Genomic DNA, 24,107 nt, shown 5'->3' on the forward strand with positions numbered 1-24,107 from the left:
GAGGTGAAGCACTCTCATGCCAGCAATCGTTGTCGTCGGCGCTCAGTGGGGCGACGAAGGTAAAGGTAAGACCACCGACATCCTCGGCACCAGCGTCGACTACGTGGTCAAGCCCAATGGTGGGAATAATGCCGGCCACACGGTTGTCGTCGGAGGAGAGAAGTACGAACTCAAGCTTCTGCCCGCCGGTATCCTCTCACCCAACGTCACCCCGGTCATCGGCAACGGCGTCGTCGTCAACCTCGAGGCGCTCTTCGAGGAGATCGATGCGCTCGAGTCCCGCGGCGCGGACACCTCGAAGCTGCGGATCTCCGCGAACGCCCACCTCGTGGCGCCGTACCACCAGACGCTGGACAAGGTGACGGAGCGGTTCCTCGGCAAGCGCGCCATCGGCACCACCGGCCGCGGCATCGGCCCGGCGTACATGGACAAGATCGGGCGCCTGGGCATCCGCGTCCAGGATGTCTTCGACGAATCCATCCTGCGGCAGAAGATCGAAGGGTCCCTGCGGCAGAAGAACGAACTGCTCGTCAAGGTCTACAATCGGCGCGCTGTGTCGGTCGAAGAGATCGTCGAATACTTCGAACCCTTCATCGAACGGCTGCGCCCGTACGTCGCCGAGACCGAGCTCATGCTCAACGAGGCGCTCGACCGCGGTGAGGTCGTCGTCATGGAGGGCGGCCAGGCGACGATGCTCGACGTCGACCACGGCACCTACCCGTTCGTCACCTCGTCGAACCCGACCGCCGGCGGATCCTGCGTCGGAACGGGCATCGGACCGACGCGGATCAACCGCGTCGTCGGCATCGTCAAGGCCTACACCACTCGTGTAGGCGCCGGACCGTTCCCGACCGAACTGTTCGACGAGATGGGCGAATACCTGCAGAAGGCCGGTGGAGAATTCGGTGTCAACACCGGACGTCCGCGCCGCTGCGGCTGGTACGACGCGGTCATCGCCCGCTACGCCGCACGCACCAACGGCTTCACCGACTATGTGCTCACGAAGCTCGATGTGCTCACCGGCATCGACCGGATCCCCGTCTGCGTCGCCTACGACGTCGACGGAGTGCGCCAGGACGAGATGCCGGTGTCCCAGACCGAGTTCCACCACGCGAAGCCGATCTTCGAGTACTTCGACGGCTGGAGCGAGGACATCACGAAGGCCCGCACCTTCGACGACCTTCCCGAGAATGCGCAGAAGTACGTGCTCGCCCTCGAGGAGCTCTCGGGCTGCCGGATGTCGGTCATCGGCGTCGGCCCTGATCGCGAACAGTCGATCGTGCGCCACGACCTGCTGGACTGAGCAGGCGCCCGGGGAACTTCCGGAACTCGTCACATGCCGAAGGGCGGAATCGACACTGAGTCGGTTCCGCCCTTCGGCATGGGCCCGCCAGCACAGTGCTGTGGGTTGCTAACCCCGCAGCTTCCGGATGGACTCGACGGCGCCGTCGTAGGCAGCGGCGATGTCGACGAGGTCGATCCGGTCCGGCAGGTCCCCAGGAGGCTGATGGCTGAGAAGGAATTCCACGGTCGCGCGGACAGAGGCTTCGTCATTGCCCAAGACTCCGTCGGAGACCTCTTCGGCATCGTCGAACATCAGAACGATCTCGTCGGTTCCCGTCGTTGAGCGGATGCTGGCCAGGAACTCCCCCGTGTCCTGCATCTCCACGTCGATCTCTTCAGCCATTCCGACCTCCCACTGCTCGGTGCACGCGGTTCGGTGCATGCGACGACGCGGCTCATTCACCTGCGTCGGCTCTCTGATTTCAGCATAGACCCGACGACCACCGTCTTGGACAGCCGGTCAGAAGCTGGCATCGTTGCAGGCAACATGACTACGGAGGAGGATGCGTCCAATGGCTCAGAGCCGTCTGAAGGAAGCCGCCTATCAGGGCCCCGCGCTCGAGGTCGACAGTGACTTCTACTCACAGATCGGTGAGGACACCGACTCCCGGGAAATCATCGACGAGTTCACCATCCCCATCCGCTCCGGACAGGCGTGGGACATCCCTGCCGGCCACGTCTGCCGCATCTCCACCGTCGACGGCCCGCAGGTCGGCGACCTCAATCTGTGGAATCGCCACGATCCCAGAGAACGGTTCTGGGCCGCACGGACCCGACAGCTCCAGGCGGCACACGTGTCCACCTTCGACCGCCTGTGGTCGACCCTGCCGTTTCTGCGGCCGATGGCCACCATCGTCGGCGACACACTGTCCGACTACGGCATCGACCCGGAAGGCGGCCGCGTGCACGACACTTTGGGCACCCGATGTGACCCTTATGTGTCGCAGATGCTGAGCGGCGTCGACTTCGACTACCACTGCCATTCGAACCTCGTCCGCGCCATCTTGCCGTACGGTCTCACCGAATTCGACGTCCACGATGTGCTCAACGTCTTCCAGTGCACGGGGTTGAACAGCAACGACGAATACTTCATGAAGACCTGCCCGGCACGCCCGGGCGACTACTTCGAGTTCTTCGCCGAACAAGACCTGCTCGCGGCCCTGTCCACCTGCCCCGGCGGGGATCTGTCCGCACCGATGTTCGGTGACGGCTCGTCCGATCCGGTGGAGAACTGCCACCCACTGCAGGTCACGGTCTATCGGCTCCCCGAGGACCTCCTCGGCGAGTGGGAGCAGCCGACGTCGCCGAACTATCGCGGAGCCCACGGACTCCGACCCCAACCGTGGGCGTGAATTCGCGCCCGGAATGGAAGCACCGGCAATGACACCGTCATCGCTTGCAGCCCGGTATGCCGACCGGCTCGGACTCGAAAGCTCGGAGGACGGATTGCGCCGTCGGGCGCTCGGGACGATCGACGACATCGTCGACCTCATCGACGAGCTGCTGACCGCCCACGTCCGGTCGATCTGCTTCGAGAACCTCGACGTCATCGCTGCACGCGCGGCAGGAGAATCGCGGGGCATTCCCACCGACCTCGACTCACTGACGGCGAAGCTCTTGGACGCCGGCCGCGGCGGCTACTGCCACGAACACGCGACACTCATCCGCGCCGTGCTCCGAGAGCTCGGGCTGAGCGCGCACCCGATCCTCGCCCGCGTTCACCTCGGCGACGGGAGGTCCGCGCCCGGACCGCTGACCCACCAGGCGACGATCGTCGAGATCAAGGGTCGGCGTTTCGTCGTCGACCCGGGGTTCGGCGGTGGGACGCCGCAGTCTGCACTCGCACTCGAGGCAGAGTCGAAACCGCGGACGACAGAGCACGGAGAGCACAGGATCGTCCCGGCCGACACCGTGCTGGCACCGGCGATGCGAGCGGAAGCCGACTGGGCGCTGCAGTCGCGGACCAGTGCTGACCAGGAGTTCCGCACCGTCTATGCCTTCGCGGATGTCCCACGTGAACAATCCGACCTCGAGGTGTCGAACTGGTTCACCGCGACGAAACCCGGCACGCGCTTCACCGGCGCACCGGTGGTGGCCAAGACGCTCGACAGCGGCGGAAAAGTGTCGCTCGAAGGTGGCGAGCTGCGCAGCCTCCGCCCCGGTGACGAGCCCGAACGCATTGAGCGGACGGTGACCGATGCCGCCGACTTCGCCGCCGTTCTCCGTGGAGAATTCGGGCTCGATCTCGACCGGACTTTCACCGACCCGATCTGGAGCGTGGTCGAACGATCGTGACGGGCCGGGCCGATTACGCCTACCCGCACGCACTTGCGGGTCTACACTGGCGCCATGTCCGCGTCGCGCACTGACGGCCTGATCGGCCGGCCTCACCCGAGACTGCGTCCGTTCGTGGGTGACTACGTCGGCTACGACATCTCCGGCGTCCCCGCGGGGACGCACCTCGGACTGCCATCGGGAACTCTGACTTTCATCGTCTCGATCGCCGAACCACTGTGCCAGGTCGATGCCCTCACCGGCAGCCGTGAGCATTTCGACGTGCTGCTCGCCGGCCTTCACCTGCGCTCGACGCTCATCGCCCACCCCGGTGCGATATCGGGAATCCAGATCAATTTCAGCCCGTCGGCTCCACGGGCGTTCTTCGGAATCCCCGCCGCAGAATTCGCCCACCACAGCGTCGACCTTGCGCGGATCTCCCGGCCGCTGGCCGCGGAACTGCACGAGCGGGTCAACCGGGAGACCGAATGGTCCGCCCGCTTCGCCGCCATCGACGACGTGCTCATGCGCACGATCGATGACGCGAATCGTCCGCGCACCGAGGTGGCCGCCGCCTGGCATCGGATCGCCGACAGCCATGGCGGTCTGCCCGTCTCCCTCGTCGCCGATCACGTCGGATGGAGCAGGCGCCATCTGGGCAGCCAGTTCCGATCCGAATACGGGATCGGACCCAAGGACGCCGCCCGCATCGTCCGCTTCGATCGGGCGCGGAGGCTCATCCCGGAAGGCCGGGGCAGTCTGGCGGAGATCGCTGTGAGCTGCGGCTATGCCGATCAAGCGCACCTCAACCGGGACTTCCAGGATTTCGTCGGTCTCAGCCCCAGTCGGTGGCTGGCCGCCGATGACGTGGCCCGGACCCGGACTGAGGGAACAGATTCGGTGGGGGCAGCCTCGGCGAGGGGCTGACCTGTTCCGATTTGTCCAAGACGTATAGGTGGGTGTGCGTCGATGATGGAATTCCAACTGCGACGACCTCAGGAGTGACCATGTCCGAGAACCATGCCAACGTCTGGCCCACCTTCCGCTACCGCGATGCCAAAGCCGCGATCGCCTTCCTGCAGGAGGCGCTCGGCTTCGACGTCGTCGCCGAGTACACGAACGCCGACGATCCGGATCGCGTCGATCATGCCGAACTCGCCTGGCCCGAGGGTGGGGGAGTGATGCTCGGGTCCGTCCGCGACGAAGGCGGGGTCATGACCAAGACGGGAGTCGCCTCGGGGTCGGTGTATCTGGCCTCCGGCAACGTCCGTGAGCTCCACCAGCGTGCGCTCGCCGCCGGTGCCACCGAGGTCATGGGACTGACCGAGCAGGACTACGGATCGCTCGACTTCGCCATCCAGGACCCCGAGGGAGTGCTGTGGTCGGTCGGCAGCTACCGCGGGGCGGGCAGGTGACGGCAGGGACTGGTCCGCGTCGGTCCGAGAGTCACTCCACCCGTGCGTCGACGCCCTCGGCCCAGCGGTAGGGGCGGGTGGCGAGCAGCGCACCGACGGATCGGCGCAGACGCGAGACCTCAGCGCGGACGGTGACCACATGGTCGCCGTCCCCGTAGAGTCGCTGGCTGAGATCGGCGGCACTGATCCCTGCAACCCCCGCCGAGGTGACCGCCGCCAGAATCTGCGCCCTCCGCGGCGTGAGCGGAACGACGAGGGGGTCGGTGCCGGAATGGATGTCGAGCACGGGTGGGTCCTGTCTCAAACGCAGAGTCACCGAGGCACGACGGTCGCCGGTGGGCCGCAGCAGCCACCCGCCGGTGATCTTCTCCGGCAGGCACAGACCGGCACCGGGAATGAGGATCGAACGGTCGGCGGCGGGGGCCTCGATGCGGTCGCGGCTGCGCACCCCCTGCTGATAAGCCACCCATCCTGCTTCATCAACGACGAGGGCCGGGCCGGACGTGCCGGCGAGCATGGCCGACATCCGATCGCGCAGAGTGTTGAGTGCCTCCTGCTGAGCGATCATCAGCCGAGCTTCGGCCAGCCGAACCGCCGTCGTCACCAAGGACTGCACAGCCGGGTGAAGCGTCATCGCCGGACCGCTGATATCGACGACTCCCAACAGGGTCCCGTCATGCGGGTCGTGCACGGGCACGGCACTGCAGTACCACGGATGCTGAGACGCTTCGAAGTGCTCGGCGGAGAAGAGCTGGACAGGTGCCTCCTCAGCCAGCGCCGTGCCGATGGCATTCGTGCCGACCTTGGCTTCGGACCAATGCGCTCCTTCGACGAACCCGAGCTCATCGGCTTGGCGCCTCGCGGACGCCGCACCATCACGCCACAGAATGACGCCATCGGCATCGGTGACGACGAGGATGAACGGAGCCGCATCCGGAGCCCGCAGCAGCACCGACCGCATCTCATCGACGACGAGCCGCAGCCGCGAATTCCTTCTCCGAGTCTCCAACTCAGTCTCATCGGCGACGACCCGCGCATTCGCGCCATCCGGGTCCAACCCCAAGCGCAGCATTCGATCCCACGAGCGCCTGACCAGCGCGCGCGGTTGCACCGGGGGAGACGCCCCGGTGATCACAGCATCGTGAATGCGTGTCAGATCCCTGGCGAGATGCGCCAGATCCGGCTGAAGCATGCCTTGAGTATAAGACGGGAACGCACCCCTGACCATGGGGTCGAAGCGTCTGTGAGAATCCCGCCTCGGTGCGAGCCATGCAATCCGATGCAACTCTTCCGAGCCGTGAGCGTCCGTCCTAGTTTGGAGTCACTGAACTCAACGAGGAGGAAAGATGACAACGACGCTCGACCGTCCCCAGCTGACTGCCGATGACATCGCAATGAGGTGGCTGCAGGACTTTGAATCGGCCCTGAGCCGCCGGGATATTCCGGCCGCCGCCGGACTGTTCGCCACGGACAGCTATTGGAGAGACCTTGTGTCCTTCACTTGGAATCTCAAGACGGTGGAGAATCCCGATGGGGTCACCGACCTGCTCACCCATAACCTCGACCGCGTCTCACCGGAGGACTTCGAACTCAGCGAGCCGGCGGCAACTGCCGACGGAGTGACCGAAGCCTGGTTCACATTCGCCACCTCGGTGGGGCGCGGAAAAGGGCTCGTCCGCCTCATCGACGAAGACGGCACCAAGGCCTGGACCATGCTCACCTCGCTGCAGGAGATCGCCGGACATGAGGAGCCCCGCGGCACTCGCCGGGTCAAAGGCGCCGAACACGGCGTCGATCCCGAACGGAAGAGCTGGTCGGAAAAGCTCGCCGAGGAGGACGACGCCTGGGGCAAGACCGCTGACCCCTACATCCTCGTCGTCGGTGGCGGGCAGGGCGGCATCGCCCTCGGCGCTCGTCTCCGCCAACTCGGGGTGCCCTCGCTGGTCATCGACCGGTGGGAGCGTCCGGGTGATCAGTGGCGGTCGCGGTACAAGTCGCTGTGTCTGCACGATCCGGTCTGGTACGACCATCTGCCGTATCTGAAGTTCCCCGACAACTGGCCGGTGTTCGCGCCGAAGGACAAGATCGCGGACTGGCTGGAGTCGTACACGAAGATCATGGAGATTCCGTACTGGTCATCGACCACAGCCGCCTCGGCGAAATATGACGAAGCGGCCGGCCGGTGGACGGTCGAGGTCGACCGAAACGGGGAGAAGGTCACTCTGCGCCCGACCCATCTGGTGATGGCCACGGGCATGTCGGGCAAGCCGAACATCCCCACGTTCCCCGGCTCGGACATCTTCAAGGGCGAACAGCAGCACTCCTCACAGCACCCCGGCCCCGATGCCTACGCCGACAAGAAGGTCGTCGTCATCGGCAGCAACAACTCGGCGTTCGACATCTGCGGCGCCCTGTATGAGAACGGGGCCGACGTCACGATGGTGCAGCGCTCGAGCACGCACATCGTCAAGAGCGACTCGCTCGTGGAGATCGCGATGGGCGACCTGTACTCCGAACGCGCGCTGGCCAATGGTGTGACGACGGAGAAGGCGGATCTCATCTTCGCGTCACTGCCGTACCGGATCATGCACGAGTTCCAGATCCCGCTCTACGACCAGATCAAGGAAGCGGACAAGGACTTCTACCAGCGGATGGAGGATGCCGGATTCGACCTCGACTTCGGTGACGACGAGTCCGGGCTGTTCCTCAAGTACCTGCGTCGAGGGTCGGGCTACTACATCGACGTCGGATCCGCCGAGCTCGTCGCCGACGGCAAAGTGAAGCTGGCCAAGGGGCAGGTCGACCACCTGACCTCCGACACGGTTGTGTTGGCGGATGGCACCGAGCTGCCGGCCGACCTCGTCGTCTATGCCACCGGCTACGGTTCGATGAACGGTTGGGTCGCCGACCTCGTCGACCAGGAGACCGCGGACAAGGTCGGCAAATGCTGGGGGCTGGGGTCGGAGACGACGAAGGACCCGGGCCCGTGGGAGGGCGAGCAGCGCAATATGTGGAAGCCCACCCAGCAGGAGAACCTGTGGTTCATGGGCGGCAACCTCCACCAGTCTCGCCACTACTCGCTCTACTTGGCACTGCAGCTCAAGGCCCGGCACGAGGGCATCGAGACTCCGGTGTACGGGCTGCAGGAGGTGCACCACCTGAGCTGACTCTCGCCCGAACCGGTCATCTTCGCTGCGGGTGGAGGCGTATTATGCGGAGTTCCGGACGATCTGTGCTGATTTGGGCCTCAGTTTTCCGCACAGATCGTCCGGAACTTCCCATCTTCTGGCTGAATCCCGCCTGAGTCGAGCGACATTCCAGTCAGTCGCCGCATGGTCAACAGCCGCCACCCCTGCCGCGCCCCGGCCGAACGCGAAGCTCGAGACCCAGATGGTCACGAATCTGTGCCTCCAGCAGGATGTAGTCGGCGTTGTTGGTCACATGGAGAACTGTCCAGCCTTCTGCACGGAGCGCTTCGTCGCGTCTGAGGTCGCTTTCTCTCTGCCGCTTCGATTCGAAGTGGTGGCCGCCTTCATACTCCAGAGCGAGCCGCGCGTCGGGATAGCCGAGGTCAGGTTCGACTATGCGCCCAAGGAGGCGGCTGCGAACATGAGGATGCACGACAGGTTCGGGCAGACCGACTTCGACGGCCCACAGCCGCAGGTCTGTCTCGGGTGGCGAATCGACAGTCGGGCGGGCGAGGCTGGCCGCCTCCACGAGGTGCTGTCGTCCGCGGAGGAATGGACGTGTGCGAATGCAGTCACGCAGTTCGTCGAGCCCGATCTGGGGTGGTCCGTGCCAGTTGCCGACGGCCGCGTCGCAGATTTTCACGAGGTCGCGTTGCATCAGGTCGCCTGCGATTCCGATGATGACCTCTTCCGGAGCGAGAATGGGCAAGCTGAACCATTGCCTGACCGTCATGGTCGTCATTCGGCGCAGAGTGATCCCAGGGAGCCTGATCCGACAATTGGGCTCCGTGACTGAGACATGGAGTTGCGACGTCAGCCAGTTGGAGGGAAGCGGCCAGCCGTAGAGCCGCGCGGCAAGTGCGTGGCTGGCAGCAATGTCCGGGTAGTGGAGGAGCGCGGCTCTGAGCCTCTGCGCATCAAACAGCCAGTCAGTATCGGCCCACGCCGGTACCGGGCGACGGTCGAACCGTTCGAGGTCCATCCGTACGCCGGGCAGTACCTGCTGAAAGCGCTTCGAATGATAGAGACTGTGCCGTGTGATGCCGCGTTCGATGTAGTCCCGGGTTCGGAATACCTCCGGAAAATCGTGCATCACCCAGCGAGAGTCAGCGTACATAGGAGCCAGCTTCGCCTTCCGGTCACTGAAAAGAAATGGCGCGAAACCAGCCTGTGGATAGAGAATCGCCATCCACAGTCAGCTGTGTGCGAGTGACGCCGCGGTGGTGGGCCGACTTCCGGACGATCTGTGCGGAAAGCTGAGGCAATATCCCGCACGAGACGTCCGGAACTCCATGGGGGTGCCTCAGAGCCCGAGGCGCGTGAGCACCCGCTTCACGTGGTCGAGGGCTTCATCCTGTGAGAGTCCGAAGTTCTGATTGAAATACATGCCGTCGCCGATGAGCTGGATCGTCATCGCCAGGTCAGCATCGCCGAGGTGGTCGTTGAGTAGGTTGAACCACGCTTCCCTAGTGTCCTGCGCCGTAAATTCGTGTAAGAAGTTGTAGAATGGAGTATGCCTCGCACCGGTCGTCCGAAAGCTGAACTGATCCTCACCGATGAAGAACACCAGACGTTGACTCGCTGGTCCCGTCGGCGCAAGTCCTCACAAGCCCTTGCTCTGCGCTCACGAATCATCCTCGGCTGCGGGCAGGAACGATCAAACAAGGAAGTCGCCACCAGCCTCGGCTGCACGCCCGCGACTGTGGCCAAATGGCGGAACCGATTCATTGCCGACCGACTCGATGGTCTCGTCGACGAACCACGCCCAGGTAGACCCGCCACGATCACGGCCGAGCAGGTCGAGGACGTCATCACCTCAACCCTGGAACAGACACCGAAAAACGCCACCCACTGGTCACGGGCGCAGATGGCCGAACGCAGCGGACTATCGAAATCGACGATCGGACGGATCTGGAAGGCCTTCGAACTCAAACCCCACCGCGCCGATGGGTTCAAACTCTCCAACGACCCTCTCTTCGTGGAAAAGGTCTACGACATCGTCGGCCTTTACCTCAATCCACCCGAGTCCGCTGTCGTGCTCAGCGTCGATGAGAAGTCCCAGGTCCAAGCGCTGTCTCGGTCCCAGCCGGCGTTTCCGATGATGCCGGGCATGCCGGAGAAACGTACCCACGATTACGCCCGCCACGGCACGACGAGTCTCTTCGCAGCGCTGAATGTCGCCGATGGAACCGTGATCGCCTCGACACACCGCAAGCACCGCGCGATCGAGTTCAAAAAGTTCTTAACCAAGATCGACAAACACGTTCCAGACCACCTCGACATCCACGTCGTGTGTGACAACTACGGCACGCACAAACACCCGTTGGTGCGGAACTGGCTGGGCAAGCATGAGCGGTTCCATATTCATTTCACGCCCACGTATTCGTCGTGGATCAACCAGGTCGAGAGGCTCTTCGCTGAAGTCACCCGCGAACTCCTCCAGCGCAGTGACCACCGAAGCGTGCAAGCCCTGGAGAAAGACCTTCGCGAGTGGGTTAAGGCGTGGAACGAGGACCCGCAACCATTCGTGTGGACGAAAACCGCGGAAGAGATACTGGAATCTCTCTCACGACTAATGCAACGAACTACCGGCGCAGGACACTAGTCCTACGCAGAGCTGCCTTGGCCTCCTCGTTCTCGAGTGCGAGGCAACCGGCGGCGATGAGGCTGCGGTCCAGGGGAGTGCCGACCTCGGCCGAGGTCTCGAGGTAGTAGTAATGGAGGCGCTTGCCGGCGGCTTTCATCGCTTCGATGTCTTCGCCGACCAGCTGGTCGAGCCGTTCCAGGCTGCCGTCGATGAGTGCCGCCTTCGACCCGAAATGGTAGAGCAGACCGCCCTTGGAGACTCCTGCCTTCGCCGCTACTGCGTCCAGAGTCGCTCCGGCGGTGCCGTGTTCGTCGAGGAGCGTATCGAAAGCGTCGAGGAGCTTCTCCTTGGTTGCGGTCGGATTGCGTGCCATGACCCTGAGCCTAATCGATGGCGGGGCCCATGAGACGGACGGTGCGCCCGGAACCGGGCCGAGGCGGTGAGGGGACGAGCCGACGGTGCCAAGCGGCTGTGCCGATGGGGGCACGTCATCGCCGAGGCTGTCGAGCACTCCGTGCATCTCCTGAGGATGCGCTACTGCGATCTGTATTCCGCGGCAGGATGATCTGGAGATCGCAGCCGGCTTCCCAACTGTACCGTCCAGACGGTACAGTTGATGGCATGACGACGACACTGACTCCACAGCTGCGTGCCGGTCGGCGCGAATGGGCCGGTCTCGCGGTGCTCATGATCCCCGTGCTGCTGATCTCGATCGACAACACGGTCCTCGGCTTCGCGATCCCGGCGATCAGCACCGGCCTGCATCCGACGGGCACGCAGCTGCTGTGGATCGTCGACATCTACGCGCTCATGCTCGCCGGTCTGCTGGTGGCCATGGGCAGCCTCGGTGATCGGGTCGGACGTCGCAAGCTGCTCATCATCGGGTCTGTCGGCTTTGGTGCGGCCTCGCTGCTCGCGGCGTTCTCCACCTCCGCCGAGATGCTCATCCTCGCCCGCGCCCTGCTCGGCATTTTCGGCGCTACCCTCATGCCCTCGACACTGTCGCTCATCCGCAACATCTTCGACCACGACAAGGACCGCCGCATCGCGATCGCCACCTGGGCCGCGATGTTCTCCGGCGGTGCCGCTCTGGGTCCGATCGTCGGCGGCTTTCTGCTCGAGCACTTCCACTGGAGCTCGGTCTTCTTCATCAACCTGCCGCTCATCGCGCTCTTCATCCCCGCGGCCGCCATCCTGCTGCCCGAATCGCGCGACCCGAACCCCGGCCGCTTGGACCCGTTCTCCATCATTCTGTCGATGCTTGCTCTGACCCCGCTCGTCTTTGCCATCAAACACAGCATGGCGTCTGGCGCCGACTTCCTCTTCTGGCTCAGCCTGTCCGTGGCTATCGTCGCCGGAGCCAGCTTCGTCCTCCGCCAGCTCGCCACTCCGAACCCGATGCTCGACGTCCGTCTGTTCGCGAACTCCGTGTTCACCTCGGCGGTGGTGTCGAACCTGTTGAGCATCATGGGACTGGCAGGGTTCCTCTACTTCGGCACCCAGCTGCTCCAGCTCGTGCTCGGACTCTCACCGATCGACGCCGCCCTCGTGCTCATCCCTGGGCTGATCACCTCGGTCGCGGCCGGCTATCTGGCAGTGCCGCTCATCGCCCGCTTCGAACCGCGCGTCGTCGTGCCCTGCGCGCTCGCGCTCAACGCGGTCGGCATGGGCATCATCGCCTTCACCTCCGAACACTCCGTGATGGGAATGCTGCTGGCCTTCCTCATCCTCGGCATCGGACTCGGCACCGCCGAGGTCATCACGAACGACCTCATCCTCGCCGCGGTCCCCGCTCACAAGGCCGGAGCTGCCTCGGCGATTTCGGAAACCGCGTACGAATTCGGGTCCGTCATGGGAACGACCGTGCTCGGTGGACTCTCGACCTTCATGTACGGATCCGCGCTGCAGTCCGCGATCGGGGACAAAGCGGACAGAGCTCAGTTCGATACGCTCGGCTCCGCGCTCGAATACGCGTCCGGGCTGAGTGGTGCAGCCGGTGAACGAATCACCGAGGCGGCTGTGTCGGCCTTCGACTTCGGCGTGCAGTGGGCCGCCGGTGCGGCCGTGCTCCTCGTCCTCGTGGCCGCCGTGCTCACGAGCTTCGGTCTCAAGGGGGCCGGGCGACTCCTGCCGAGACCAGCTTCCCGATCTGATTCCGACCGCTGAGCCCGCTTCACCGGCAGTGGACGCGGGCAGTGGACTCCCCACGAAAATAGGTCAGCACCGGATACTTCTTGGGGGTGGAAAGTATCCGGTGCTGACCTATGTTCGGCGCCGTTTACGACAAAGGACGGGGGAGACGGCGGCCTACGCCGCGGCCGCGGGGTCAGCCCTGCGACGAGTTCGCCGGAGTGGGTGAATCCTGCGTCGCCTGCTTCTGCCGTTTGCGGGCGAGCACTCGGCCGATGCCGGTGTAGACCAGAGCGGCGATGAGCACGACGTAGATGACGATCGTGATCGGCGAGGACACCAAAGTCGACGCATCTCCGCCGGCCGCCAACAGGGCATCACGCAGGTTCGACTCGGCCAGGGGCCCGAGAACCATGCCGATCATCAGCGGCGCCAACGGCACACCGTAGCGCTTGAGCACGAAGCTCAGCACGCCGATGCCCAGCAGGATGAGCAGCTCGAACGTCGAGGCGGACGTTGCATAGATGCCCAGGCCGCAGAAGACCGCGATGCCGCCGTAGAGGTACGGGTCCGGGATCTTCAGCAGCTTCGCCCACAGCGGAGCGAACGGCAGGTTGATGATGAGCAGGACGATCATCGCGACGAAGAAGCTCGCCAGCAGACCCCAGACGAGCTCGGGGGAGCGGTCGAAGAGCAGCGGACCGGGCTGGATGCCGTACTGACGGAAGGCAGCCAACATGATCGCCGCCGTCGCCGAGATCGGCAGACCCAGAGCCAACAGCGCACCCATCGCGATGCCCGTCGTCGCCGATCCGGCCGCCTCGGGGGCGGCAAGACCACGGATCGCGCCCTGTCCGAACTGCGGATCCTTCCGCCGGGAATCGAGCTTGCGCTCCAGGCCGTAGGCCATGAACGTCGGAACATCGGCACCGCCGACGGGGATGACGCCGAAAGGCAGACCGATCGCCGTACCGCGCAGCCACGCCGGCAGAGCTTCACCGACCTCCTTGCGGGAGAGGAACGGGCGGCCCGAGGAGCTGACTGTGTTGTCCGTGGCCTGGCGGCGGATCCGGGAGGCGATGAAGAACACTTCGCCCAGCGCCAGCACACCGACCGTCACCGTGACCAGCGAAACACCGTCGAAGAGTTCGGGGACGCCGAGAGTGAACCGCTCCGTGCCCGAAACCGAGTCGATGCCGATGACGGTGAAGCCGATGCCCAGCACCAGAGCCGTGAGCCCCTTGAGCACCGAATCGGCGACCACCGAGGAGGTGGCGACGAAGGCGAACAGGGCAAGGGCGAAGAACTCCGCCGGACCGAAGCTCGTCGACAGATCCGCCAACGCGGGAGCGACGAAGACGACGAGGAAGCAGGAGATGAACCCGCCGATGAATGCGCCGATCGCAGCGGTGGCCAGAGCCTGCGGGGCCCGCCCGGATTTGGCCATCTTGTGGCCTTCGAACGTCGAGGCGATCGCAGAGGCCTGCCCCGGGGTGTTCATGAGGATGGCCATCGTTGAGTCGCCGAAGAGCCCACCGAAGTAGACGCCGGCGAACATGATGAACGCGCCTGTGGGGTCGAGTGCAAAGGTCATCGGCAGCAGCAGAGCCACCGCCATCGACGACCCGAGGCCCGGCAGCACGCCGACGGCGGTGCCGAGGAAGCAGCCGACGAACACCCACAGCAGGTTCATCGGGGTCAGAGCGTGTGCGAAGCCTTCGAAGAGGGACATGAGAGCGTCCATATCAGAAGCCACCTCCCAGAATCCCCGAAGGAAGGTTGAGTCCCAGCATCACCGCGAAGGCGATGTAGACCAGGGACGAGAACGTCAGTGCCAGAGTGAGGTCGAACAGCGGCTTCTTCGATCCCATCGACCGGGCCACACACCAGAACAGCAGCGCTGCGGCGATGATCCACCCGGCGAATTCGAGGATGAGGGCGAACGCCGCGAAACCGCCGGCGCCCCAAGCCAGGGACACGAAGTCACTGTGAGTGCGGTGCGTCGAATCGGCCTTGCGGGCCGCGGCCAGGGCGGCACGGTCGTCCTCGGGTTCGTCCTCCTCATGAGGGGAGAGTCGAGAGGCCGCGACCGCCGAGGTGACCGGAGTCGAGAACGCCTTGTCCTCTTCGACCTGGGCCGGGACCGCATCGTCGACATCGACGGGTTCGGGATTGCGGATATAGGCAATGACCAGCAGGATCGTCAGCGCGTAGCCGACGAGCATGATGATCGTCGGGAAGAACTGCGGTCCCGGTCTGTCGGCATCCGCAGGCACGTCCATCGTGAGGATGCCGACGAGCAGATACGTCGAGAATGCTCCCATGATGAGGGGAACGATGAGTCCTGACCGTCCCTGCCACCAGGTTCCCGCGCCGAGGTGGCCCGTGCGTTTCGTCGTCTGTGTGCTCACAGTCCCAACTCCTTCAGCAGCTTCTCCACCCGTGACGAGTCCTCCTTGATGAACTCGGCGAATTCGTCGCCGGTCAGCCACACGTCGGTCCATTTGTTCCGTTCGAGGGCGTCCTTCCAGGCCGCGCTGTCGCGGGTCTTCTGCAGGATGTCGAGCAGCTGGCCGGATTCCTCGCCGGTGATGTCCGGCGCTCCGAGCCAGCCGCGCCAGTTCGTCAGCGTGACCTCATAGCCCTGTTCGGACATCGTCGGCACCTCGTCGAAGCCCTCGATCCGCTTCGGGGCGGCAACGCCGATGGCCTTGACGCGTCCGGCCTCGATCTGGTCGGAGACCTCGTTGAAGCCGCAGGAGGCGAAATCGGTCGTCCCCGAGAGCAGCGTCTGGATCGCTTCGCCGCCGCCGGACTTCGGGATATAGGTGATGTCGGACGCGGCGATCCCGCCGAGGAGCGCGAGCTGCGCGATCGTGAGATGGTCGACCGAACCCGCCGAACCGCCCGTCCACACGAATCCTTGCGGATCCTTCTTCCATGCGCCGATGACATCGTCGAGCGTATTGTGCGGGGAATCGGCGGCGGCGATGAGGACGTCGTAGTCCTCGGCCACGCGGGCCATCAGGGTGGTGTTGTCGAATCCGACCGGCGACTCGTTCAGTGCGATCCCGCCGACCATGGCGGTGCCCGTGGCCAGGATCGTGTCCGCCCGACCATGCATCGTCGAGAACTTGCCGAGGCCGATCGTGCCGCCGGCTCCCGGGATGTTGACGACCTGGGCGTTGTTGGCCAGTCGGTCGACGCGCATGGCCTGCTGGGTCTCGCGGGCAAAGCCGTCCCAGCCGCCGCCGGCGCCGGCCGGAGCGATGAGGGTGAGATTCGACGACAGGTCGCCCTTCGCTGAGGCGGCCCTGACCGAGTAGGTCGTCGCCGTTCCGATCGCCGCCAAGGCGATCGCCCCGTAGGCGATGCGTCCGAAGGTGCGTCGTGAGGGATGGGAGGATTCGACCGTCGAATCCTCGGGAGGTGGCGCCTGTGGCACGGTCTTCTCCTTTGAAGGCGAGTGTGATGCGAGACTCACCTTAGAGCTTGCTGAGTGTCGACTGCGAGCTTGTGCTCGCTCTGCGCTTTCTGCTCATTGAGCGCGTTGAGTGCATTCTGCTCACGGCGGGTCATCGCTGCGCGCCGGTGCCTGGCCGTCGCGGCCCGTCTGTTCGTGGTCATTCCCCGAGGCATAACAGCGAAAATCGCGGAAACGCCTCGGCCGACTGACCGCAGACGAGGTGGGCGGGCGGAGTGACTAGGGTGGGACCATGACTGATGCCGATTCTCCTGCCACCGTTCCTTCAGCACAGACCCCGTCCGGGGCCGCGGTTGGGACCAAGTCCGAGACCGGGACCTCGACAGCGACCACCCCCGCTTCCGCACCGGTGGCGAAGAAAGTTCCCTTCGAGCGCACCCATCACGGCCATACCTTCATCGACGACTACGAGTGGATGCGCCAGAAGGAGTCGCCCGAAGTCATCGCCCACCTCGAAGCAGAGAACGCCTGGACGAGCGCACAGACTGCTCACCTCGAAGGGCTCCGAGATTCGATCTTCACCGAGATCAAGACGCGCATCAAAGAGACCGATATGTCCGTGCCCAACCGGCGCGGGAACTATTGGTACTTCTCCCGCACGAAGGCCGGGCTCGACTACGGCATCAGCGTCCGGATCCCCATCTCCGGGCCCGATGACTGGACGCCGCCCGAGGTCGGAGAAGAACCTCTGCCCGGTGAAGAAGTCGTCTTCGACTCGAACATCGCCGCCGCCGGTCAGGAGTTCTTCTCCCTCGGCTCCTTCTCACTCTCGGACGACGGCAGCAGACTCCTCTACGGTGTCGACACCACCGGCGACGAACGCTACACCCTCCGACTCCGCGACCTGGCCGCAGGAGACGACCTCGCCGACACGATCGAGGGCACCTTCGCCGGAGCCTCCCTCGACCCGAGCGGTCGCTTCGTCTTCTACACCACTGTCGACGACGCCTGGCGGCCGGAGAAGGTGTGGCGCCACGTGGTCGGCACCGACAGCAGCGACGACGTGTGCATCTTCCACGAACCCGATGAGCGCTTCTTCGTCGGATCGGGATTCTCACGATCGGGCCGGATGATGTTCGTCGTCACCGGGTCGAAGACGACCACCGGGTACTGGGGCGTCAGCGTCGACGACCTCGAAGCAGAACCCCAGGAGATCTGGCCCCGCGTCGACGGCGTCGAATACACCGTCGAGCACGCCGTCATCGGCGGTGAGGACCGATTCCTCATCACCCACAACCGCAATCGCGCCGATTTCGAGCTCGTCGACGTCCCCGCAGCCGACCCGACAGCGCCCGGTCGCGACGTCATCGTCACCGAAGCCGCAGGCGGCAGCGGAGAGCTGCGCAACGGCGAACTGCGCAGCGGCGAAACGCACAACGGCGAACTGCGGGTCGATGACCTGCGCATCGAAGATGTCGACGCCTTCGCCGACTTCATCGTGCTCAGCTACCGTCGCGGCGGCTTCGCCCGCGTCGGCATCATCCGCCTCGGCGATGCCTCCTCTCCCTTCGGGCCGCTGCAGGAGCTGCCCTTCGACCGGGAGACCGGAACCCTGTCACTGGGCGGCAATCCCGAATTCGCGCAGACGAGCGTCCGACTGCATTTCACCTCCATGTCGACGCCCGCGGTGCTCTATTCGCACAGCGTCGCAGACGGCACTGACACGGTCCTCAAGCGTCAGCCCGTTCTCGGATCCGTCGACCTCGACGCCTACAGCGAAACCCTCCTGTGGGCGAAGGCCGGCGATGGCACCGACATCCCGATCTCGGTGGTCTTCCGCAAGGACCTGCACCAGTCCGACGAACACGACGAACACGGCCAACACGACGATCCCGCCTCGCCGGAGGGCGCAGCGGACGGAGTCGGCGCGGCCGAGGCGAACGGCAACGCCGCCTCGGCGAAACCGCTGCTCCTCTACGGATACGGCTCGTACGAGGCGAGCATGGACCCGTACTTCTCGGTCTCGCGGCTGTCGCTGCTCGACCGCGGCGTCGTCTTCGCCATCGCGCACGTGCGCGGCGGCGGCGAAATGGGCCGATACTGGTACGACCAGGGCAAGACCACGGCGAAGAAGAACACGTTCACCGACTTCATCGACGTCGCCCGCCACCTCATCGACACCGGATGGACGAGTCCGGATCGGCTCGTGGCCAGCGGCGGATCGGCCGGGGGCCTGCTCATGGGCGCGATTGCGAACATGGCGCCCGAGCTCTTCGCCGGCATCAGCGCCGACGTGCCCTTCGTCGACGCGCTCACCTCGATCCTCATGCCCGAGCTGCCCCTGACCGTCATCGAATGGGAGGAATGGGGCGACCCGCTGCATGATCCGGAAGTCTACGAGTACATGCGCTCGTACTCTCCCTACGAAAACGTCACCGAGGCGGCCTACCCGCAGATCTTGGCCGTGACCTCGCTCAACGACACCCGAGTCCTCTACGTCGAACCCGCGAAATGGGTCGCCCGACTCCGCGAGGTCGGTGCGAACGCTCTGCTCAAGACCGAAATGGTCGCCGGTCACGGAGGAGCCTCCGGACGGTATGACGCCTGGAAGGAGATCGCCTTCGAATACGCCTGGATCCTCGACGTGCTGGGACGGTCGGACGTCGAAACAGAGGCCTGAGGGGACGACTGTCGCCGCAGATAACGATACTGGGACGATTGTCTCCAAAACCTGGATTCGGCACCCGGTGTCAGTGCCGGGCCATAGAGTGGATATCATCACATTCGACGTGATGCGCGTCATGAACTCAGGACGGTCTGAGTGACGGCGGCGCATCATTCATCTGCATTGCCGTCAGGGTCCTTGCCCGCGAGGAGCGGCGGTGTCGAATGCAGAATTCGTGACGGATCCGCACCGGCGGACCGAAATTCCGAAAGGGAGAAGAATGCGTCTCAGTAAAATGGCCACAGCGATGGTGGCGGTCGGTTCGATTCTTGCGGTTTCGGCCTGCGGCGGCGGTGAGAGCGGTGGCGGCGAAGGCGATTCGTTCTCCATCGGCGTCTCGCAGCTCGTGCAGCACCCGGCGCTCGACGCCGCCACCGAAGGCTTCAAGAAGTCGTTCGAGGATGCCGGCGTCGACGTCGAATGGGACGTGCAGAACGCCCAGGGCGAACAGGCCAATGCGACCTCGATCGCTCAGCAGTTCGCCAGCGACGACCTCGACCTCGTCCTCGCCGTGGCCACCCCGGCCGCTCAGGCCGCAGCCCAGGCGATCACCGATAAGCCCGTGCTCTTCACCGCCGTCACCGACGCCGAAGAAGCCGGACTCGTCGATTCCAATGACAGCCCCGGCGGCAACGTCACCGGCACCTCCGACCTCAACCCGGTCGAAGAGCAGCTGAAGCTGGTCAAGGACGTCAAACCCGATGCGAAGACCGTCGGCATCGTCTACAGCTCCGGTGAGGTCAACTCGCAGGTGCAGGTCGATCTCGCGAAGAAGGCGGCAGAAGGCCTCGGTGTGGAGATCAAGGAAGCGACGATCGCGAATTCGGGCGAGCTCGCTCAGGCCGTGGACTCGCTCGGCAAGGTCGACGCCTACTACGTGCCCACCGACAACAACGTCGTCTCGGCCGTGTCGACCATGGTCCAGGCGGCAGAGAAGAACAAGGCTCTGCTCGTCGGGTCGGAGGCCGGTCAGGTCGAATCCGGCGCGGCGATCACCCGCGGCATCGACTACACGAAGCTCGGCGAACAGACCGGCGAAATGGCTCTGAAGATCCTCCAGGACGGAAAGAAGCCCGCCGAAATGCCCGTCGAGACCAGCTCGAACCTCGAGCTCGTCGTCAACCCGAAGGCCGCCGAGGCCCAGGGTGCCGAGATTCCGCAGAAGCTCATCGACGAAGCCGACAACGTCATCGAGTGATCGACGCACGCAACACCCCGTGACCCGGTGCAGAGAGTCCTGAACTCCTCGACTGCACCGCCGTCACCGGCCCCGAGGCCGCCGGCGCTCTTGCCGACGACCTCGGGGCCACCACGAACCACACACCAGAAATGAACGGAAACCCATGTTCGGAGCATTGGAGCTCGGGCTCATCTACGGCGCGATGGCGCTCGGGGTCTATCTGACCTTCAAGGTCCTCAACTTCCCCGACCTCACCGTCGACGGAAGCTTCACCACGGGCGGCGCCACCGCAGCCTCCCTCATCATCGCCGGGGTCAACCCTTTCCTGGCCACGCTCGCGGCGATCGGCGCCGGACTCATCGCCGGCTACATCACCGGCCTGCTCCACACGAAGGGCGGCATCGACGGACTGCTCGCCGGAATCCTCACGATGATCGGCCTGTGGTCGATCAACCTGCGGATCATGGGGAAGGCGAACCTGCCGCTCCTGCGAGAAGACACCGTGTTCACCCCGCTGCGCGAGAACATGCTCTTGGGCACCTGGGTGTCGATTGCGATCCTGCTGGCCTTCGCCCTCATCCTCAAGTTCGCCATCGACTGGTTCCTCACCACCGACCTCGGACTGGCCATCCAGGCCACCGGCAACAACAAGGAGATGATCCGCAGCCTCGGCGTCAACACCGACAACTCGACGATGCTCACCCTGGCGCTGTCGAACGGATTCGTCGCGCTCTGCGGAGCGCTCGTCGCCCAGTACCAGGGGTTCTCCGATATCAGCATGGGCATCGGCCTCATCCTCGTCGGGCTCGCCTCGGTGATCCTCGGCCAGGCCGTGTTCGGCGGCCGCAACATCGTCATGGCCAGCCTCGGCGCACTCCTCGGGTCGGTCTTCTACCGGCTCATCATCTTCCTCGCCCTGCGCGCGGGCCTGGATACGAACGATATGAAGCTGACGACCGCGCTGCTCGTCGTCATCGCACTGCTGCTGCCCAGATGGGGGTTCCTCAAACGGATCCCCTCGCTGCGCGGGCGCGGCAACCGCGCGACCGCCTCGGTGCCGGCGGGAACGACCGAGATGAAAGACCCCGGCGAGGTCGCCGACACCCCCGCCGGCGCGACCGGCGCCCGAGCAGGGAAGGAGATCTGAGACCCATGCTCACGATCGACAACATCTCCAAGACCTTCTTCCCCGGCACCGTCAACGAACGCAAGGCACTGCAGGGGCTTTCGCTCGAACTCGACGAATCCGACTTCGTCACCGTCATCGGTTCCAACGGTGCCGGAAAATCGACCCTGCTCAACACCATCTCCGGCCGCCTGCCCATCGACTCCGGGTCGATCACCATCGACGGTGCCGAGGTGTCGCGGATGCCCGAATACAAGCGAGCGGGATACCTGGGCCGAGTCTTCCAGGATCCGATGGCCGGAACCGCTCCGGACCTCACGATCGAACAGAACCTCTCCCTTGCGCTCAAACGCGGAAAGCCGCGCGGGCTGGGGCGGGGGACCACCTCGGAACGGCGCGAGCACTTCAAAGAGGAGCTGGCGACTCTCGAACTCGGCCTCGAGAACCGGCTGAAGACGAAGGTCGGACTGCTCTCCGGCGGACAGCGGCAGGCACTGAGCCTGCTCATGGCCGGATTCACCCAGCCGCGGATCCTGCTGCTCGACGAGCACACCGCCGCTCTCGACCCGCAGCGTGCAGCCCTCGTGTCGACCCTGACGAAGAAGATCGTCGAGGCCGACGGGCTGACCACCCTCATGGTCACCCACAATATGGAGCAGGCGATCGCGCTGGGCAACCGGCTGATCATGATGCACGAGGGGCGGATCATCTACCAGGCTTCGGCCGAGGAGAAGAAGGACCTGACCGTCGAGACCCTGCTCGGCGAATTCTCGAAACTCAAGGGAGCGACGCTCGGCGACCGGGCACTGCTCAACTGAGCCGAGACTCGATAGCCGCTGAAGCGCAAGGGTGCCGGGCTCGCTGGAGAGCAGCCGCGCGCATGACACCCGGCCGAGGCGCATAAGAGGGTGGTTCACACCGCGTGGTGCGGGCCACCCTCTCTTCCGCGCTGGTGGACTTTACCAACCGGTTGGTAAAGTTGCGGTATGGCGAATGACGGACGGACGCGGATTCTCGAGGCGGCGAAGGCTCTGGCCGAATCGCACGATTCGGTGCAGGGTGTGACGATCTCGCTCGAATCGGTCGCGCAGCAGGCGGGACTGACGAAGCCGGGCCTGATGTATCACTTCCCGTCCAAGGAAGCGCTCATGCTCGGGCTCGTCGACCATGCCGCGAAGGACTGGGCGCAGCGGCTGCGCGAGCACACCGGACATTCGAGTCAGGAGCTGACGAGCTTCGACCGGCACCGGGCCTACGTCACCGTGGCCACCACCGCCGAGGTCTCGCGCGCCGACTATTGGATCTTCTCCGATGCGCTCTACCACCCGAAGCTGTCGCGGGCGTGGAGCGAGCATCTCGGCCCGTGGTTCGACACCGCCGGGCTCGATGATCGTGCCGTGTCTCTGCTCACCGCAGCCCGATTCTGTGCCGACGGCGCATGGATGTCCGAAGCCACCGGAGTGTTCCCCTCCAGTGATCTCGCGGCCGTGCGCACACACGCGCTCGCGCTCATCGATGGCGCTGAGGCAGCCATCGATGCCGCTGCGGGAGTCGCTGTGGGAGCGTCCGACGATGCCGGAGCGGAAGCGTCCGACGACGCCGGAGCGGAGGTGACAGGATGAACTCGACACGTCTGCTGCTGCTCGTCACCGCCATCCTCGCCGAGGTGGCCGCCACCCTGATGCTGCGTGCCGCGGTCGCCGATCCCGTGTGGATTCCCGGGGTCGTCGTCCTCTACGCCGCGGCCTTCTTCATCCTCGGCCTCACCCAGCGGCTGGGCATGCCGCTGGGCGCCGTCTACGCGACGTGGTCGGCCAGCGGGGTCGCCCTCGTCGCCGTGCTCGGTGTCGTGTTCTTCGGTGAGCTCCTGAGCGTCGGCGCCATCATCGGCATCGCCCTCATCATCATCGGCGTCATCCTCGTCGAATCCGGCACTCCCGAAGAATCCGCGACCGTGGAGACGGAGGTGACCGAATGAGCTGGATGTGGTTGGCCCTGTCGATCCTCAGCGAGGTCGCCGGCACCCTGTGCCTGCGTGCGAGCGCCGGACTGCAGCGCAGGATCTGGTTCATTCCCGTGGCCATCAGCTACACCGCGGCCTTCTTCTTCCTCGGTCGCACGCTCGCCGAGGGCATGCCGCTCGGCGTCGCCTATGGTCTGTGGGCAGCCTGCGGAGTCGCGCTGGTCTGCCTGCTCTCCCGGGTCATCTGGAAGGATCCGCTCACACGCAAGGCGCTGCTGGGCATCGGATTCATCGCCATCGGCGTCGTGCTCGTCGAAATCGGCTGACCCAGGTCTGCCGAATCGACCGGGACTGCCGAATCGACCAGGACTGCCCGATTGACCGTTCCCGCGCGGGGCAGGTCCGAGCGGCTCCGCCCGGTGCATCCTCGGCGAGGGCTGCGCCCATTCGTTGCATCCTCGGCGAGGGCGGCGCCCATTCGCTGCTGAGGATTTATTGTGAAGCCTCACGCAAGTTGTTATCGTCCGAAGGCATGACCCCTCTCAGATTCGACGACCACCACCGCTGGGGATGGTCGACCCCGAATCGAGAGCGCCCGAGCTGCGGCTTCGCCAATGATTCCTGGGAACCCGTGGCCATCGGCTGGTGGGGCGGAGAGCCCTAGTCACTGATCGCCGATCCGCAGACCATCTGCCAGATCGACGACCGCCGGCCGGTCGCAGCACCTGATTCCCGACTCTGACCCGATGTG

24 protein-coding genes are annotated in these 24,107 nt (G+C 64.9%); 16 read left to right on the forward strand and 8 right to left on the reverse strand.

What is annotated here, in order from left to right; genetic code table 11:
• The first annotated feature begins 16 nt into the window (after positions 1-16).
• Positions 17-1,303 carry an adenylosuccinate synthase gene (locus CXR29_RS02460; protein ID WP_062239097.1) on the forward strand — a complete coding sequence of 429 codons (1,287 nt, stop codon included), beginning with the start codon at positions 17-19 and terminating at the stop codon, positions 1,301-1,303.
• A gap of 108 nt (positions 1,304-1,411) precedes the next feature.
• Here the strand turns inward: CXR29_RS02460 and CXR29_RS02465 are convergent, their stop codons facing one another.
• Positions 1,412-1,687 carry a hypothetical protein gene (locus CXR29_RS02465; RefSeq protein WP_127363795.1) on the reverse strand — a complete coding sequence of 92 codons (276 nt, stop codon included), beginning with the start codon at positions 1,685-1,687 and terminating at the stop codon, positions 1,412-1,414.
• 169 nt (positions 1,688-1,856) lie between these two features.
• On the opposite strand from CXR29_RS02465, the gene CXR29_RS02470 reads away from it, so the two are divergent.
• The 4 genes from CXR29_RS02470 to CXR29_RS02485 all read left to right on the forward strand — a co-directional run bounded on the left by CXR29_RS02470 (position 1,857) and on the right by CXR29_RS02485 (position 5,033).
• On the forward strand, positions 1,857-2,696 hold the full coding sequence (locus tag CXR29_RS02470; RefSeq protein WP_127363796.1) for an urea carboxylase-associated family protein: 840 nt from the start codon (positions 1,857-1,859) through the stop codon (positions 2,694-2,696).
• 28 nt (positions 2,697-2,724) lie between these two features.
• Positions 2,725-3,639 carry an arylamine N-acetyltransferase family protein gene (locus CXR29_RS02475; protein WP_164742759.1) on the forward strand — a complete coding sequence of 305 codons (915 nt, stop codon included), beginning with the start codon at positions 2,725-2,727 and terminating at the stop codon, positions 3,637-3,639.
• Between the two features lie 54 nt (positions 3,640-3,693).
• Positions 3,694-4,545, forward strand: coding sequence for a helix-turn-helix domain-containing protein (locus tag CXR29_RS02480; protein ID WP_127363797.1), 852 nt, complete (start codon positions 3,694-3,696; stop codon positions 4,543-4,545).
• Between the two features lie 80 nt (positions 4,546-4,625).
• The gene (locus CXR29_RS02485; RefSeq protein WP_101554955.1) at positions 4,626-5,033 is read left to right on the forward strand and encodes a VOC family protein; all 408 of its coding nucleotides are present in this window, start codon (positions 4,626-4,628) and stop codon (positions 5,031-5,033) included.
• Between the two features lie 31 nt (positions 5,034-5,064).
• Here CXR29_RS02485 and CXR29_RS02490 read toward each other — a convergent pair whose 3' ends face one another.
• Positions 5,065-6,225, reverse strand: a complete 1,161-nt coding sequence (locus CXR29_RS02490) for a GAF domain-containing protein (protein WP_127363798.1) — start codon at positions 6,223-6,225, stop codon at positions 5,065-5,067.
• Between the two features lie 154 nt (positions 6,226-6,379).
• On the opposite strand from CXR29_RS02490, the gene CXR29_RS02495 reads away from it, so the two are divergent.
• On the forward strand, positions 6,380-8,200 hold the full coding sequence (locus CXR29_RS02495) for a flavin-containing monooxygenase (RefSeq protein ID WP_127363799.1): 1,821 nt from the start codon (positions 6,380-6,382) through the stop codon (positions 8,198-8,200).
• Between the two features lie 169 nt (positions 8,201-8,369).
• Here CXR29_RS02495 and CXR29_RS02500 read toward each other — a convergent pair whose 3' ends face one another.
• Positions 8,370-9,410, reverse strand: coding sequence for an endonuclease domain-containing protein (locus tag CXR29_RS02500; protein ID WP_241241564.1), 1,041 nt, complete (start codon positions 9,408-9,410; stop codon positions 8,370-8,372).
• A 324-nt stretch (positions 9,411-9,734) separates the two neighbouring features.
• Between CXR29_RS02500 and CXR29_RS02510 the strand changes: the two genes are divergently transcribed.
• Positions 9,735-10,826, forward strand: a complete 1,092-nt coding sequence (locus CXR29_RS02510; RefSeq protein ID WP_009881631.1) for an IS630 family transposase — start codon at positions 9,735-9,737, stop codon at positions 10,824-10,826.
• Here CXR29_RS02510 and CXR29_RS17830 read toward each other — a convergent pair.
• Positions 10,807-11,181, reverse strand: coding sequence for a TetR/AcrR family transcriptional regulator (locus tag CXR29_RS17830; protein WP_127363800.1), 375 nt, complete (start codon positions 11,179-11,181; stop codon positions 10,807-10,809). The two genes, CXR29_RS02510 and CXR29_RS17830, sit on opposite strands and share 20 nt — an antisense overlap.
• A gap of 248 nt (positions 11,182-11,429) precedes the next feature.
• Between CXR29_RS17830 and CXR29_RS02520 the strand changes: the two genes are divergently transcribed.
• The gene (locus tag CXR29_RS02520) at positions 11,430-12,974 is read left to right on the forward strand and encodes an MFS transporter (RefSeq protein WP_127363801.1); all 1,545 of its coding nucleotides are present in this window, start codon (positions 11,430-11,432) and stop codon (positions 12,972-12,974) included.
• Positions 12,975-13,134: 160 nt separating this feature from the next.
• Here CXR29_RS02520 and CXR29_RS02525 read toward each other — a convergent pair whose 3' ends face one another.
• From CXR29_RS02525 to CXR29_RS17235, 4 genes are read right to left on the reverse strand one after another with little or no spacing between them, the layout of a single operon-like run.
• Positions 13,135-14,682: a tripartite tricarboxylate transporter permease gene (locus CXR29_RS02525; protein ID WP_127363802.1), complete on the reverse strand. Its 1,548-nt coding sequence runs from the start codon at positions 14,680-14,682 to the stop codon at positions 13,135-13,137.
• A gap of 1 nt (position 14,683) precedes the next feature.
• Positions 14,684-15,349 (reverse strand): tripartite tricarboxylate transporter TctB family protein, encoded by a 666-nt coding sequence (locus CXR29_RS02530; RefSeq protein WP_025779950.1) that lies wholly within the window; start codon positions 15,347-15,349, stop codon positions 14,684-14,686.
• Entirely contained in the window at positions 15,346-16,383 is a 1,038-nt protein-coding gene (locus CXR29_RS02535; RefSeq protein WP_025779948.1) for a Bug family tripartite tricarboxylate transporter substrate binding protein, read from the reverse strand. The genes CXR29_RS02530 and CXR29_RS02535 overlap by 4 nt, the downstream gene beginning before the upstream one ends.
• Before the next feature lie 35 nt (positions 16,384-16,418).
• Positions 16,419-16,565: a hypothetical protein gene (locus CXR29_RS17235; protein ID WP_164742760.1), complete on the reverse strand. Its 147-nt coding sequence runs from the start codon at positions 16,563-16,565 to the stop codon at positions 16,419-16,421.
• Positions 16,566-16,654: 89 nt separating this feature from the next.
• On the opposite strand from CXR29_RS17235, the gene CXR29_RS02540 reads away from it, so the two are divergent.
• From CXR29_RS02540 to CXR29_RS17835, 8 genes are all read left to right on the forward strand, one after another.
• On the forward strand, positions 16,655-19,042 hold the full coding sequence (locus tag CXR29_RS02540) for a S9 family peptidase (protein ID WP_127363803.1): 2,388 nt from the start codon (positions 16,655-16,657) through the stop codon (positions 19,040-19,042).
• A gap of 265 nt (positions 19,043-19,307) precedes the next feature.
• Entirely contained in the window at positions 19,308-20,285 is a 978-nt protein-coding gene (locus CXR29_RS02545) for an ABC transporter substrate-binding protein (protein WP_101554948.1), read from the forward strand.
• A gap of 145 nt (positions 20,286-20,430) precedes the next feature.
• Positions 20,431-21,414 (forward strand): ABC transporter permease, encoded by a 984-nt coding sequence (locus CXR29_RS02550; protein ID WP_025779942.1) that lies wholly within the window; start codon positions 20,431-20,433, stop codon positions 21,412-21,414.
• Between the two features lie 5 nt (positions 21,415-21,419).
• Positions 21,420-22,211: an ABC transporter ATP-binding protein gene (locus CXR29_RS02555; protein WP_025779940.1), complete on the forward strand. Its 792-nt coding sequence runs from the start codon at positions 21,420-21,422 to the stop codon at positions 22,209-22,211.
• 168 nt (positions 22,212-22,379) lie between these two features.
• Positions 22,380-23,015, forward strand: coding sequence for a TetR/AcrR family transcriptional regulator (locus CXR29_RS02560; RefSeq protein ID WP_101554947.1), 636 nt, complete (start codon positions 22,380-22,382; stop codon positions 23,013-23,015).
• Positions 23,012-23,371, forward strand: coding sequence for an SMR family transporter (locus tag CXR29_RS02565; protein WP_025779936.1), 360 nt, complete (start codon positions 23,012-23,014; stop codon positions 23,369-23,371). Before CXR29_RS02560 ends, CXR29_RS02565 begins: the two co-directional genes overlap by 4 nt.
• The gene (locus tag CXR29_RS02570) at positions 23,368-23,682 is read left to right on the forward strand and encodes a DMT family transporter (protein WP_101554946.1); all 315 of its coding nucleotides are present in this window, start codon (positions 23,368-23,370) and stop codon (positions 23,680-23,682) included. Before CXR29_RS02565 ends, CXR29_RS02570 begins: the two co-directional genes overlap by 4 nt.
• 206 nt (positions 23,683-23,888) lie before the next feature.
• Positions 23,889-24,020 carry a hypothetical protein gene (locus CXR29_RS17835; RefSeq protein ID WP_277601929.1) on the forward strand — a complete coding sequence of 44 codons (132 nt, stop codon included), beginning with the start codon at positions 23,889-23,891 and terminating at the stop codon, positions 24,018-24,020.
• The last annotated feature ends 87 nt before the right edge of the window (positions 24,021-24,107 follow it).

It is taken from the genome of Brevibacterium linens (assembly GCF_003999335.1).
GTDB classification, from domain to species: domain Bacteria; phylum Actinomycetota; class Actinomycetes; order Actinomycetales; family Brevibacteriaceae; genus Brevibacterium; species Brevibacterium linens.

Coding starts and splice junctions, on each gene's coding strand:
- CXR29_RS02460 (WP_062239097.1), top strand. CDS start 17: ATGCCAGCAATCGTTGTCGTCGGCGCTCAGTGGGGCGACGAAGGTAAA.
- CXR29_RS02465 (WP_127363795.1), bottom strand. CDS start 1,687: ATGGCTGAAGAGATCGACGTGGAGATGCAGGACACGGGGGAGTTCCTG.
- CXR29_RS02470 (WP_127363796.1), top strand. CDS start 1,857: ATGGCTCAGAGCCGTCTGAAGGAAGCCGCCTATCAGGGCCCCGCGCTC.
- CXR29_RS02475 (WP_164742759.1), top strand. CDS start 2,725: ATGACACCGTCATCGCTTGCAGCCCGGTATGCCGACCGGCTCGGACTC.
- CXR29_RS02480 (WP_127363797.1), top strand. CDS start 3,694: ATGTCCGCGTCGCGCACTGACGGCCTGATCGGCCGGCCTCACCCGAGA.
- CXR29_RS02485 (WP_101554955.1), top strand. CDS start 4,626: ATGTCCGAGAACCATGCCAACGTCTGGCCCACCTTCCGCTACCGCGAT.
- CXR29_RS02490 (WP_127363798.1), bottom strand. CDS start 6,225: ATGCTTCAGCCGGATCTGGCGCATCTCGCCAGGGATCTGACACGCATT.
- CXR29_RS02495 (WP_127363799.1), top strand. CDS start 6,380: ATGACAACGACGCTCGACCGTCCCCAGCTGACTGCCGATGACATCGCA.
- CXR29_RS02500 (WP_241241564.1), bottom strand. CDS start 9,410: ATGGCGATTCTCTATCCACAGGCTGGTTTCGCGCCATTTCTTTTCAGT.
- CXR29_RS02510 (WP_009881631.1), top strand. CDS start 9,735: ATGCCTCGCACCGGTCGTCCGAAAGCTGAACTGATCCTCACCGATGAA.
- CXR29_RS17830 (WP_127363800.1), bottom strand. CDS start 11,181: ATGGCACGCAATCCGACCGCAACCAAGGAGAAGCTCCTCGACGCTTTC.
- CXR29_RS02520 (WP_127363801.1), top strand. CDS start 11,430: ATGACGACGACACTGACTCCACAGCTGCGTGCCGGTCGGCGCGAATGG.
- CXR29_RS02525 (WP_127363802.1), bottom strand. CDS start 14,682: ATGGACGCTCTCATGTCCCTCTTCGAAGGCTTCGCACACGCTCTGACC.
- CXR29_RS17235 (WP_164742760.1), bottom strand. CDS start 16,565: ATGACCACGAACAGACGGGCCGCGACGGCCAGGCACCGGCGCGCAGCG.
- CXR29_RS02540 (WP_127363803.1), top strand. CDS start 16,655: ATGACTGATGCCGATTCTCCTGCCACCGTTCCTTCAGCACAGACCCCG.
- CXR29_RS02545 (WP_101554948.1), top strand. CDS start 19,308: ATGCGTCTCAGTAAAATGGCCACAGCGATGGTGGCGGTCGGTTCGATT.
- CXR29_RS02550 (WP_025779942.1), top strand. CDS start 20,431: ATGTTCGGAGCATTGGAGCTCGGGCTCATCTACGGCGCGATGGCGCTC.
- CXR29_RS02555 (WP_025779940.1), top strand. CDS start 21,420: ATGCTCACGATCGACAACATCTCCAAGACCTTCTTCCCCGGCACCGTC.
- CXR29_RS02560 (WP_101554947.1), top strand. CDS start 22,380: ATGGCGAATGACGGACGGACGCGGATTCTCGAGGCGGCGAAGGCTCTG.
- CXR29_RS02565 (WP_025779936.1), top strand. CDS start 23,012: ATGAACTCGACACGTCTGCTGCTGCTCGTCACCGCCATCCTCGCCGAG.
- CXR29_RS02570 (WP_101554946.1), top strand. CDS start 23,368: ATGAGCTGGATGTGGTTGGCCCTGTCGATCCTCAGCGAGGTCGCCGGC.
- CXR29_RS17835 (WP_277601929.1), top strand. CDS start 23,889: ATGACCCCTCTCAGATTCGACGACCACCACCGCTGGGGATGGTCGACC.